Consider the following 12,807-nt stretch of genomic DNA (forward strand, 5'->3'; position numbering starts at 1 on the left):
TTTTTTGAGAATGAGATTTAATGGCAGACTTATGCTTTTTCAGGCGCTTCAACATCGGAGAACTGCAGCACCGCGGGTGGAAGGCGAAGTCCTTTGACTTCGATGGCCGACAGCTGCGCCGTGAGCTCTGTGTTCTCCGCAGAGGTCAGCCGGACTTCGTCGGCACCGATGTTCTCAAGCATGTGCGGCATCTGGGTGGTTCCGGGAATGGGCACGATCCACGGTTTTTGCCCCATCAGCCAAGCCAGCGCGATCTGTGCCCGCGTCGCGTTTTTCCGTGTGGCCCATTCCTTCAGAAGCTGCACGACCGCGAGATTGTTCGGGAGGTTTTCAGGGGCGAATCGCGTCTCGTTCCCGCGGATATCCCCTGGCGCGAATCGGGTGTTCCTGTCGATCGAACCTGTCAGGAAAGCCACGCCGAGCAGACTCCACGGAACGAAGCCGATCCCGAGTTCCTCGCACACCGACAGCACTTCCTGCTCCGGCCCGCGCCACAGCATCGAATACTCGCTTTGAACCGCTGCGACGGGCAAGGCCGCGTGGGCGCGGCGCAGCGTCTTGAGGCCCATTTCGCACAGGCCCCAATGCAGCACCTTGCCTTCCTTCATCAATTCCTGGACCGCTCCCGCCACATCTTCGATCGGGACCTTCGGATCGACACGGTGCTGATACACGAGGTCGAGCCGATCCGTGCGAAGACGCTTCAGCATTCCCTCGACGGCGAGCTTGATGCGCTCGGGTTTGCTGGTCAGGCCGGGCCCGCGCGCGCCTGTTTCAAGATCGATGTTCCAACCGAACTTCGATGCGATGACGACCTTATCGCGGACCGGGGCGACGGCCTCGCCCAAAATTCGCTCCACCTCGTGCGGACCATATGCTTCGGCTGCATCGAAGAACGTGACGCCGCGGTCGAACGCAGACCGAATGATGTGATGCATTTCGGAGCGCGTCGGAATCGTGGTGTGATACGTCCGGCTCATGTTCTGCACACCCAAGCCCACGCTGGAAACCTCCAGTGAACCGAGCTTGCGACGGCTCAAGGTCGCGCCGAATTTGCCGGTCGTTTGGGAGGAGTTGGTCACGCTGGTGGCTGCGGGGAGACTCGAGGAAAGCAACGAGCCGGCCGCTGCCGCGGTCGCGCCGATCAGAAATTGGCGCCGGGATGTGCCTGCAGGATTGGAATTGGAGGAGCTCATTTTTGAGGGATGCAGCGATGGATCATGGTTGCTGAAAGACTTCCTTTGCGACGCCCGCCGCGCTCATCGCGCTGGGCCAGCCGGCGTAGAACGCGAGGTGCGTAATCACTTCCGACAGCTCCTCCTCCGTCGCGCCGTTCTGTTTAGCGAGCGCGAGATGGGAGCGAAGCTGTTCGGGCCGATTCATCGTGATCAGTGCGCTCACAGTCGCGATGCTCCGATCGCGTTTTGAAAGCTGCGGTCGGGCCCAGACATCGCCGAACAGCACATCATCTGTGAGTTGCGCCAATTTCGGAGCGACGCTGCCCACCAGCTGCCGGGCTCGCGATGGACCGGCGCTCGCGGTCGGCGCAGATTGATTCGGCAGCGCCACGTTGAACTGCGCATCGTCCACTTTCTCCAACCATTCGACGGATTTACCGTCCAACTGCTCGCCGATTGCGACGTGTGACATCGACGAATTCGGGGAGGCGCCGTGCCAATGCTTGACGTTGGCCGGGATCCGAACGGTGTCGCCTGGCTTGATTTCCTGAATGGGCCCACCCCATTGCTGAACCCGTCCGACTCCGGCGGTGACGATCAAGGTCTGACCCAGCGCGTGCGTGTGCCAGTGCGTCCTAGCGCCCGCTTCGAATATCACCAATCCGCCTGTGACGCGTGAAGGCTCTACGGCGCCGAAGAGGCGCTGAACCTGAACTCGGCCCGTGAAATTGGGAGTCGCCGCCGGCGCTTGTGGTGGTCGAATCGGACTGACCACTATAATATCTTCAGCAGCCGCGCTTCCGGCGAGCGCGAGCGACATGATTAAGCTGCGGATCGGTTTCATTGTGTGAGTCCTTTATTTTGGAGGAGTTCGTTCATGCGGTCGGCGACTTCGCCCAGAGCATTCTCGGTGATCGCGCCAACATAGGTGAGCGTGAACGGATTTTTTTGTCGTCCGCCGCGTTGACTGGTGCTCCGGAAAAGGCGACTGCCGCGCCGAGCGCGACCGAACTAAGGGTTGATTTCATCATGTGGTTATTCGCTGATTTTTATTTTTTGCCTCGAGCTTCGGCCCGCCATTCGGCGGGCGTCTTGCCTTCCCACGACCGAAATGCGCGGTAGAAGGAGTTCGTGTTTTCGAAGCCGATCAGGAAAGCTGCCTCGCTAACGGTGATGGAATCGTCGCTGAGATATTCCCGGATCAGCTCTTTGCGGGTTTCGTTGAGCAGTTCCCGGAAGGTCCGGCCCTCCTCGGTAATCCTGCGCTGCAAAGTGCGTTCACTCATGCCCAACTCCTTCGCAACCGCCGCCACGTCGGGAGGGCTGCCGGAAAGCAGGCGTTTCAGCACCCACTTCACCTTGCCGGCCGCGCCCTGCTTCTTTCGCCCGACCGCCCACTGTTCCTCGAACTGAGGAGCGAGCATCTGCAGGAGTTCCTCGTTGTGCGCGACGAAAGGCAGTTCGATATCACTCGCGCGCAAAACCAGCGCGTTGCGACGAGAGCGGTATTTGATCGGGCAACCGAAGTAGTGGCCCAAGCCGTCTTGCAGCTCCTTCTGCCGCGTGAGTTCCACCCGCTTCGGTGCGAGCGCCGTCTTGGTGCCACGCCGACCGAGTTCCACGATGAGTGCCAACATCGCATCGAGCAAAAGTGCCGGCGGCTCTTCCTTGGCAGCGAACGGCCATGAAATCTCAACCGTGAATTCGTCGTCCAATTCCGTGAATCGAAATTCCTGCGCGCCGCACAGCTGCTTGTAGCGGGCGAGCCGCTCGAGACAGTCCCGATAGTTGGGAGCGTTGAGTGCTGCGATGAGCGACGGATGATATTTATCGCTGCCGACATCACGGATCCCTTTCCATCCCAGCGTGGAATCTTTCCCCAACTCCAGGATGCTTCGCCACAGCGCGAACAGTTCCGCCGTGGTGATCACACTTTGACCGTTGTAAACCGTGGCCGGCAGGCCGCTGTGGCGAAGGAGCACAGCGGGTTTCAGGCCCATCGCCTTCACCCGGAGCCAGAACGTGCTGGGAACCTTCATACGGTCCTGGACGTTGTCGCTTACTTTGAAGTGAGAGATTTTTTTTGCCTTCATGATGTGGTGCGGCGATCAGCCGGGTGCGAGGTGAGTATAATTCCAATTCGGCGAATGCGTAATAGCATATTACGCCAAAGAACTCACATAACACGCCAATTTGCCGCGGGCGTGCGCGGGCGGCTTGCGCGCGTGCGGGAACTTCGGTCAACTCGCGATCACATCCGCGATGAAGAGTTGTTGCGGCACAAGTTTCGTCTTCCGCAGTCCATCTGGGCGGCGCACATCCTAAAAAAAACCGGAATCACCCACCATGCGAAACCCAGACAGTCACGGACTCACCCGACGCGAGTTCCTCATCGCCAGCACTACCACCGCGGCGATCGCGATGATTCCGTCTTCCGCGAAAGCGCAGGCAGCCCAAGTCGTCGCCAACGAAGCGCCTCTCTCCAAAGTGGCGTTCGAGGTAAATGGCCAGACGCGCAACCTGGAACTCGATCCTCGCACGACGCTGCTCGATGCCTTGCGCGAAAACGTCAAACTCACCGGCACCAAGAAGGGCTGCGACCACGGCCAGTGTGGCGCCTGCACCGTCATGGTGAACGGACGTCGCATCAACTCGTGTCTTACGCTCGCGGTAATGCACGAGGGCGACCAGATCACGACAATCGAAGGATTGGGCACTCCGGAGAAACTTCACCCGATGCAGTCAGCGTTCGTGAAGTGCGACGGGTTCCAATGCGGCTACTGCACGCCGGGACAGATCTGTTCGGCGGTCGCAATGCTCCAGGAGATCAAGGCCGGCGTGCCGAGTCACGTCTCCGCGGACCTTCTCGCGACGCCTCAGCCCACCGCGGCCGAATTCCGCGAACGCATGAGCGGCAATCTTTGTCGCTGCGGCGCCTACTCGAACATCGTTGAAGCGATCACCGAGGTCGCGGGAGGAAAGGCATGAAATCTTTTACCTACGAACGTGCGAAGACGCCCGCTCAAGCCGCGGCGATTGCCGCGAGAAAAGACGGCGTCAAATTCATCGCGGGCGGCACTAACCTGCTGGACTTGATGAAGCTCGAGATCGAGACGCCTCAGCACTTGGTGGACGTCAACGGACTAGGGCTCGACAAGATCGAAGCGACGCCGGAAGGCGGTTTGCGAATCGGCGCGCTCGTGCGCAACGCCGACCTCTCTGCGAACGAACACGTGCGCCGCGACTACGCGCTACTCTCGCGGGCACTACTCGCCGGCGCGTCGGGACAGTTGCGCAACAAGGCGACCACGGCTGGAAACCTTCTTCAGCGCACGCGCTGTCCGTATTTCTACGACACGAACCAGGCGTGCAACAAACGGAAGCCGGGAAGCGGTTGCGCCGCGCTTGGCGGATTCAGCCGGCAACTCGCGGTTGTCGGCTCCAGCGAGGCCTGCATCGCCACTCACCCGAGCGACATGGCGGTGGCGTTGCGCGCGCTGGATGCGGTGATCGAAACGGTTCGGCCTGACGGCGCCACGCGGCAGATTCCCATCGCTGAATTTTACCGCGCTCCCGGCACCACGCCGCATCTGGAGACCGCGCTGGCCGCAGGCGAGTTCATCACCGCGGTTGTTCTCCCGAAGCCGGTCGGTGGCACGCATATTTATCACAAGGTGCGCGACCGCGCTTCCTATGCCTTCGCTCTGATTTCGGTCGGCGCAATCGTGCAACCAGACGGCACCGGGCGCGTAGCACTCGGCGGCGTCGCGCATAAACCGTGGCGCATGGAGTCGGCTGAATCAGCGTTGCCGCAAGGAGCCAAGGCAGTCGTGGCGCGGTTGCTCGCAGGCGCAAAGCCCACCGAAGACAATAAATTCAAAGTCACATTAGTGGAGCGCACACTCGGCGCCGTCCTGGCGCAGGCCAAAGGAGTCCAATCATGAAATTCGATACTCCTGCCACCAAGAATCCCATCGACCGTCAAAAAGTCGTCGGCCAGTCAACCGATCGCATCGAGGGCCCGCTGAAGGTCACTGGCACTGCGAATTACGCCTACGACTGGCATGACGTCGCAGAAAATCCCGCGTGCGGCTACATCGTGGGTTCGTCGATCGCCAAGGGACGGATCACCTCGATCGAGTTGATGAACGCGCGCAACGCACCCGGCGTGATCAGCATCGTCACCGCGCGTGGCGCGGGCGAATTGGGCAAAGGCCAATACAACACCGCCCACCTGCTCGGTGGTCCGGAGATTCAACATTATCATCAGGCCGTCGCGATCATTGTGGCGGAAACGTTCGAGCAAGCACGCGCCGCCGCGCAGTTAGTGCGCGTGACGTATGAAAAGTCGCCCGGAAGTTTCGATTTGAAAGCAGCACTCGGATCAGCCGTGGTGCCAAAAAGTTCGCCCGACACGAAAATCGGCGACTTCGACGGTGCCTATGCGGCTGCGCCAGTGAAGATCGACGAGACTTACACGACTCCCGACCATTCGCACGCGATGATGGAGCCGCACGCTTCCATTGCGGCGTGGAACGGCGACAAGCTCACGCTATGGACGTCGAACCAGATGATCGCGTGGAGCGTGGGCGAAATGGCGGCGACCCTCAAAATCCCCCGCGAGAACATCCGCCTCGTCTCGCCTTACATCGGCGGCGGGTTCGGCGGAAAGCTCTTCCTGCGCTCCGACGCGCTGATGGCGGCGCTCGGCGCTCGCGCGGCGAAGCGGCCCGTGAAAGTGGCGCTGCCGCGTCCGTTCATCATCAACAATACAACGCACCGTCCCGCGACGATCCAGCGTTTGCGCATCGGCGCGACGCCGGACGGCAAGATCACGGCCATCGGTCACGAAAGCTGGTCGGGCGATCTGGCCGGAGGCAAACCTGAGAGCGCCGTCAAGTCGACCCGCACCTGTTACGCCGGTCCGAATCGTCTCGGGATGACCCGCCTCGCTACGCTCGATTTGCCGGAAGGCAACGCGATGCGCGCGCCAGGCGACGCGCCGGGGTCGATGGCGATGGAGATAGCGATGGATGAACTCGCGGAAAAGTTGGGCATCGACCCGGTCGAACTCCGGATCATTAACGACACGCAGGTCGACCCGGAAAATCCACAGCAGCCTTTTTCGCAGCGCCAATTCGTCGAATGCCTACGCACCGGAGCGGAGCGTTTTGGTTGGAATGAGCGCAGTGTGAAGCCGGCTGGAAAAAAGGAAGGCCACTGGCTACTCGGTCTGGGGGTCGCGGGCGCATTCCGCGACAGCCCGGTCGCGAAATCGGGCGCTCGCGTCCGCCTCGACCAACAGGGTGTCGTCACCGTCGAGACCGACATGACCGACATCGGCACCGGCAGCTACACGATCATTGCGCAGACCGCGGCCGAAATGATGGGCGTGCCGCTCAGCAAGGTGGTGGTGCGTTTGGGCGATTCGGATTTCCCCGCGTCTGCCGGCTCGGGTGGCCAGTGGGGTGCGAACAGTTCGACCTCGGGCGTCTACGCCGCTTGTGTGAAATTGCGTGAAGTCGTGGCGCAGAAATTGGGCTTTGGTCCCGGCGAAGTGGAATTTGCTGATGGCCAAGTTCGGCAGGGCGGTCGCAACGCGCCGCTCGCTGACGCGGCGAAGGACAAGGAACTCGTTGCAGAGGACACGATCGAGTTCGGCGATCTTTCGAAGCAATTTCAGCAAACCAGTTTCGGCGCCCACTTCGTTGAAGTCGCCGTGCACTCGGCGACGGGCGAGACGCGCATTCGTCGCATGCTGGCGGTGTGCGCCGCCGGCCGCATTCTCAACCCGAAGTCCGCCCGCAGCCAGGTGATCGGCGCGATGGTCATGGGCGCCGGCGCGGCCTTGATGGAAGACCTCGCGGTGGACAAACGTCTGGGCTATTTCGTCAACCATGACCTCGCCGGATACGAAGTGCCCGTGCATGCCGACATTCCTCATCAAGAGGTCGTTTTTCTCGACGAAACCGACGCAACCTCTTCGCCGATGAAAGCCAGGGGCGTCGGCGAACTCGGCATCTGCGGCGTCTCCGCCGCTATCGCCAATGCGATCTACAATGCGACCGGCGTCCGCGTGCGTGAATATCCGATCACAGTCGATAAGCTCATCGATCACCTGCCTCACGCGGGGTAGTTGCGAGGCGTGCATACCATGGTTCGCATAAACTGGTGCTCGGGACAGGGATCGAACCTGCACGCCTTGCGGCACGGGCTTCTATGTGAAACCTTCGGTAAGTGATCAGGCCAAGTCAGAGGAGGAACTCAAAATGCGGCATCACCACTACCACTGCACCAAAAATCCTGAGGGTTTCCGTCGACTGCTGGCCGAGAACATCGATAAGGAGGCAGCAGAGCGCATCCGGAAGGAGGACGAAGAGTTGAGATCGATGAAAGCGAGATAATCACCGATTGTCGCTTCATCCTTTCCTTCGGAAGTCTCTGCACGGTCAAGGAATTCCTCGCGTGGAATTCTCGATGAACCACAGATCCAATGTCCTCTTTAATGACTACAAGACGAAGTAGTCGAAGTCAGCGGTCGCTTTATGTTCGGCGAGATCCTGAACGCAGATTCCCACGAGCGTGCCGGTGAAATGCAGTCCGGTTCCGTAGTCGTCGGAAAGCTTTGTCGCGTCGAGAACTGGTCCAAGCTTCTGCCATTCGTGACCATTGCTTGAAGCCGAAAACTGCAGGTTGCTGCGATCAAATTCGGCACGGAGATAAATGTCAGGCCAGTCACTGACGTCCTGTTGAGTCTCTTCGAGTTCGTCGTATCGCCCATCGTCGCTCAGCACGACGCCGAGCACCTTGCGGCCCGCGTCGTCAACCGTCGCACGCAGGTAATACTGCGTCTTGGTGTCGTAGTAACAAACCAAACCGGCCATGTGCATGAAATGCTTGGGAGCGAAATTCATCTTTGTCTCCGCAGTGCAAACCACGCTCGTGATGCGTCGCGCGACGAGGGTTTGGAAATAAAGAGAGTGCAGACTTTCCCGGCCGCGGAGCCGGAGCCAGCCGGGTCGCGCGCTGAGACTCGCCCACGTTTCGTCTGCGGGGCCGCGCAAGCTGGACCAGCCGACGTCTAATGGTGGCCCGTCGAAATCGTCGCGAACGGGTGCGGCCGGCCACGGCGATGGAGCGAGCTCAAGTGGTGCTGCCACGTTGACGAGTGGGGCCGTCCCGCCCTGCGCCAGACGAAGCCATCCTTCCTTCCATTCAACTCGTTGCAGGCAGGTTTCACGGCCAAGAATGCAACGACGATTTTCGCCTGTTCCCAAAGGACGGCTCGCGAGATGCACGAGATACCATTCGCCACCGGGCGTCTGCACGAGCTCTCCGTGACCAGCCTTTTGCAACGTTAGGCTGGCGTTGTCGCGCGAAGTCAGGACAGAAGCCTGCGGATCCAGTTCGTAAGGTCCCGTGATTCTCCGAGAGCGGGCCATCGAAATGCCGTGATTCCAGCCGGTGCCTCCTTCGGCAAGCATGAGGTAATACCATCCATCGCGACGGTAGAGGTTCGGGCCTTCGGTAAGGACTTTCTTCTGAAGCACGTTAGTGATCGGCCCGACGAGTTGGCGTCGTTCGTGATCGTATTCCTGCACCACAATCCCGCCGAACTTGTTTCGGCCCTTCCGAAAGTCCCAGATCATGTTCACGAGCCATTTCTTCCCATCCTCGTCGTGGAACAGCGATGGGTCGAAGCCGATCGTATTGAGCACAACGGGCTCTGACCACGGACCCAAAATACTCGGCGCGGTGGTGAGGTAGATGCCGACGTCCTTAAATGGTCGCCCCATTCCGCATGTGCGGACATTAGTGTAGATCAACCAAAACTGCCCGTCGTGGTGGCTGAGCGAAGGCGCCCACACCCCCCCGGAATCCGCTATGCCCCGGAGTCGAAGCTGCGATTCGCGGGTTAGCGCGTGTCCAATTAAGCGCCAGTGGACGAGGTCGCGTGAATGATGCAGTGCCACTCCAGGCCACCACTCGAACGTGCTGTTCGCGATGTAGTAGTCATCGCCCACGCGGACAATTGACGGGTCAGGATTGAATCCGCGAATGACAGGATTTTCGATCTGATGGATAGCGCTCACTTTTTCTCGTTCTTTCCCTTCGCGATACCGTCCGGAGGAAGACCCCAAGCTCCGGGATCCTTGCGCAGGTCTGCGTCGGCAAATTTTCTCCCCACGGTTTCTACCTTCGATTCGACGACGGTGTCGCTGGAGATGACCGTCGCGAAGCCGATGCGGTTGACGAAGTCGATGCCCCGAGCGGGTGCGGTCGCAACGTTGCTAGCCATCTCCGCATGTGAAGGCATGCCAAAACCTACGAGGATCGGCAGCGCCTGGATCGTATCGAGCCCACGCTGAGCGTCCAATCGCACTCGATGGTTCTCACCGGCAATCGTAGCGATCACATGCACCAAGGTTTCCGGACGGTCGCCGATCAGTTCGAGTTCAACGTCCGATTCCCGTCCGCCGCGCAAATAGAGGAGCGGCCCGTGCGCGATGTCGCCGCGACTGCCGCGGACGATCGTGTGGGAGCCGATCAAGAAAGCGCGTTCGCAGCCGCGTGCCACGCAATTCTCGATAACGGTTTTTGTCTTGGCATCGTCCTTCGCTCCGATCTCGAAACCCGCGCGCGTGTTCACCGACACGCAGTTCACCAGCGTCACGCTACCCGCGTCGCCGTAAGTTCTGAAGCCGTCTTCGGAAAGGCTCTTCGTATATCCCGGAGCAATCGCGAATCGGCCGTCGCGATTTTTGTATACGGAGCGAAAGCCCAAATCGAACGCAGGGCCGGAGAGATCCCGCAGCATTTCTGTCGTGGAACGAACCGCACCTTCGGCATAGCAGTCCTCGATGCGAATGTTCTCGCCCGCCTGGATGTAGAAGCAGTGTCCAAACGCGCGACTGAAAACTTTGCACCTACGTAAAGTCGTATCGGTGCCAAGCACCTGAATGCCGCTTTGCTTCTGCAGGTTTACGAGGTTCGGCCCACCTTTGCCGAGCAGGTCGCCGTAGCCATAAGGAAACGATCCGCTAACATGAAGCGTGACGTCAGTGAGCGTGTTACCCGTCCCCGCGACAGAAAGAGTGTTTCCGCCACTGCCCTGTTGCGGACCGGTATTTCGGATGGTGAGACCTTCCAGCTTGTTTCTGCTACCGTCGATGATGACGCTCCTCGTGTAGCCGCGCTGTGGCAGCAGGCGATAGAGCGACGTGTCGATCTCGATGGTAACCCCACGAAGGTCGATGGCGTTGTTACTTCCTCGAAAGACCAACATCGGGACGGGTGGTCGGCGGAGTGAACGGTCGACGTAACCCTCGATCTCCTTGAGGACTGCAGGCGTCAAATAGTCAGCCATGCGGTAAACGCCGGGTTTCATTCTGATCTCCTGATCGTCCTTGGCGGCAACGCTCGCGAGTTCTGCGATGCTTGAAACCTCCACGGGCGCGGCCTGCAAGAGGCTAGCCAATGAAAGAATGAAAACGAAAGAGAGACGGAGCGAGTTCATGGGGTATTTGGTTTCAAAATGCGCGACCGGCTATCAGGAATTAATGTCTAGGTATAAGGCTGAGTGGGCCGCAAGCCAACCGCCGGCAGAAGGCGTTTGATGGATTGCTCGCGGTTTAATGATGCCGCCGAGATTCACGGGGCTCGAGCGATGATTGACTATCACGACGTGGCGACCAAAACGCGCACATTCGACACCTTTGATCGGGCGGAAGAGAGCTTTCGGGGCCGCGCCAGCCAAGAGTTCAACGGGGGTCTGCTTGAGCAAGACGATGGGATGCATCTCCCGCTTTCCATATTCCGGAGGAACGATCGGCATGGTGGTGCGGGTGTAGGCATAGCCGTATTCGAAGCCAAAGGAGATTACGCGCCCGGCGCCGTGCGACGTTTCGGCGATGGCCGAGCGTCCTGATCGAAGGTATCTCGCGATCTGATTTCCTTTCGCGAACTCAACAGTGGACCAACCGTGAGGAATCACTTCCTCAATCATCTCGAAGCAGTCGAAAGCCGTGGTGGTTTCCTCGATTCCGAACGCACGCCGCGCCAGCGCGCATTTCGGTCCGTGGAACAGCGTGCCGCCGGCTTCGACGAAGCTCTTCACCGCGATTTCCAGACGAGAATTATCTCCGAGATCATAGAGAGAATTGTGCGAAACGACCAATGTCTCATATCCGGCAAGACCTCCCGCCTCCACTTGATCGGGATGCAAAATATCCACATGCCACCCAAGGTCGACGAATTGCGAATACCAACCCAGGAGATCCATGCGATGACGGCCGCCTACGTCGTGCTCTAGCGGTTCATAGAGGCTCATTTCCCTCGGAAAGAGAATCGCCACTTCCTTGGAGCGCGCTTCGTCAATCAGCGGAATGACTTCCTTGGCCCAACGGTTACCGGTGCTCAGCGACTCTTTGAAGACGCCATCCATGCGGAAGAGGACGCCGCCGTCGTCAAGGCCGCTGTATCCATACATGTGGAATGCACCGGCTCCAGAAGCGACGAGCGTCGCGATCGCCTCGGATGGCGGGACGACACTGTAGATGTCTCCGTTCACGTGACGGCCCAAGTAAAGACCCGCGGTGAATTCGCGGCCTTGATTGGCGGTGCGCAAGATCGATCCTTCGACGCTGACGGCCATTGCATCGGCGCGGTTTTCGGCGTTCAGCGGCGAGGTAATGTAAAGGACGCCGTCGACGTGCGGCGCGAGTCGATAGACATCGAGGGCCCGCTTCGCCGTCGGCCAGATCGTCTGACCAGGCGGATTGAAAAAATAACCCCACTGATGAAGCACGGGCTCGATGAAGAGCTTAGGCTCCAACTCGCGCCATTTCTCTTTCATCGTCGCGAAATACGACTCCATCTCGCTCGCGAGGTATGTCTGATTGTCGATCCAGCGATGGAAGTCGGCGGTCCGGGCTTCGAAGTCCTGTGCGCTCGGCACCGCGCATTCAACCCAGTTAAGCTCTTTTGGACGTAGCCAATATTGGTCGGGCGTCAGCGCATAGAATGTCGATGCCTTGATTCCGTAGATTTCGTTTAGCTTCGTAACATCGCCTGAATATCTTTTCTCCAGCCAAGCAAGATAACGCGATCGACCTTCCTCGTCGAAGCTGGGCTTCGGAATCGGATCGAACATGGTCTGCATCACGATTCGGTCGTCTGATCGACGAAACATGCCGTTTCCATACAGCTTCAGTAACCCTGCGACATGATCGACCATCGTCTTCTGCGCAGCAGGCGACCAATATTTGTAAGTCCCCATCGGCTTGCCGTCGGGCAGAATCGCCTCTTCGCCCCGCACGGGAGGAACGTCGCGAATCGTCGGGTAAAGATTGTCACCGCAAAGATAGAGCGCGAGATGAGTGTAGTCCAATCCGCGTGAGCGCGCCTGCTGGATCATGAACTCCTGCATGCCGACATATTGGCTCGCGGGCTCCCCACGATAACGGGCGAAGAAATCCTCCCACGGCTTCGAGTCTAGGTTGAGGCTTGTGAAGCCGAGTTCGGCGACTTCAGCAATGCCGCGCTCGACGGCCGCGCGGTCGCTGTAGAAAGGCTCAAAAAAATTACCGAACCAGACTCCGATCATAGGGCGAGAAGGTCTCATTGAAAA

The 12,807-nt window shown here is 59.4% G+C and carries 9 protein-coding genes; 3 read left to right on the forward strand and 6 right to left on the reverse strand.

Features of this window, described 5'->3' with window-relative positions; translation table 11 throughout:
- Window positions 1-29: 29 nt before the first annotated feature.
- The 3 genes from ACRRQW_RS02520 to ACRRQW_RS02530 all read right to left on the reverse strand — a co-directional run bounded on the left by ACRRQW_RS02520 (window position 30) and on the right by ACRRQW_RS02530 (window position 3,217).
- A complete protein-coding gene (locus ACRRQW_RS02520) occupies window positions 30-1,196 on the reverse strand; it encodes an aldo/keto reductase (protein ID WP_438479680.1) in 1,167 nt (388 codons plus the stop codon).
- 22 nt (window positions 1,197-1,218) lie between these two features.
- Window positions 1,219-1,998 carry a (R)-mandelonitrile lyase gene (locus ACRRQW_RS02525; RefSeq protein ID WP_438479681.1) on the reverse strand — a complete coding sequence of 260 codons (780 nt, stop codon included), beginning with the start codon at window positions 1,996-1,998 and terminating at the stop codon, window positions 1,219-1,221.
- A gap of 229 nt (window positions 1,999-2,227) precedes the next feature.
- Window positions 2,228-3,217: an AraC family transcriptional regulator ligand-binding domain-containing protein gene (locus tag ACRRQW_RS02530; protein ID WP_438479682.1), complete on the reverse strand. Its 990-nt coding sequence runs from the start codon at window positions 3,215-3,217 to the stop codon at window positions 2,228-2,230.
- Window positions 3,218-3,524: 307 nt separating this feature from the next.
- Between ACRRQW_RS02530 and paoA the strand changes: the two genes are divergently transcribed.
- Genes paoA through paoC form a run of 3 tightly spaced genes read left to right on the forward strand, consistent with a single transcriptional unit; the run spans window position 3,525 to window position 7,314 of the window.
- Window positions 3,525-4,166 carry an aldehyde dehydrogenase iron-sulfur subunit PaoA gene (gene paoA, locus ACRRQW_RS02535; protein WP_438479683.1) on the forward strand — a complete coding sequence of 214 codons (642 nt, stop codon included), beginning with the start codon at window positions 3,525-3,527 and terminating at the stop codon, window positions 4,164-4,166.
- Complete coding sequence (locus ACRRQW_RS02540; protein ID WP_438479684.1) at window positions 4,163-5,122, forward strand: FAD binding domain-containing protein; 960 nt, start codon at window positions 4,163-4,165, stop codon at window positions 5,120-5,122. Before paoA ends, ACRRQW_RS02540 begins: the two co-directional genes overlap by 4 nt.
- Window positions 5,119-7,314 carry an aldehyde oxidoreductase molybdenum-binding subunit PaoC gene (gene paoC, locus ACRRQW_RS02545; protein ID WP_438479685.1) on the forward strand — a complete coding sequence of 732 codons (2,196 nt, stop codon included), beginning with the start codon at window positions 5,119-5,121 and terminating at the stop codon, window positions 7,312-7,314. Before ACRRQW_RS02540 ends, paoC begins: the two co-directional genes overlap by 4 nt.
- Window positions 7,315-7,687: 373 nt before the next feature.
- On the opposite strand, the gene ACRRQW_RS02550 is transcribed toward paoC, so the two are convergent.
- The 3 genes from ACRRQW_RS02550 to ACRRQW_RS02560 are packed head-to-tail and all read right to left on the reverse strand — an operon-like array spanning window position 7,688 to window position 12,783.
- On the reverse strand, window positions 7,688-9,262 hold the full coding sequence (locus tag ACRRQW_RS02550; protein WP_438482336.1) for a glycoside hydrolase family 43 protein: 1,575 nt from the start codon (window positions 9,260-9,262) through the stop codon (window positions 7,688-7,690).
- A gap of 5 nt (window positions 9,263-9,267) precedes the next feature.
- Window positions 9,268-10,695 carry a hypothetical protein gene (locus ACRRQW_RS02555; protein WP_438479686.1) on the reverse strand — a complete coding sequence of 476 codons (1,428 nt, stop codon included), beginning with the start codon at window positions 10,693-10,695 and terminating at the stop codon, window positions 9,268-9,270.
- 33 nt (window positions 10,696-10,728) lie between these two features.
- Window positions 10,729-12,783, reverse strand: coding sequence for a hypothetical protein (locus ACRRQW_RS02560; protein WP_438479687.1), 2,055 nt, complete (start codon window positions 12,781-12,783; stop codon window positions 10,729-10,731).
- Window positions 12,784-12,807 lie beyond the last annotated feature (24 nt).

Source organism: Oleiharenicola lentus, assembly GCF_051660365.1.
Lineage (GTDB): Bacteria > Verrucomicrobiota > Verrucomicrobiia > Opitutales > Opitutaceae > Lacunisphaera > Lacunisphaera lenta_A.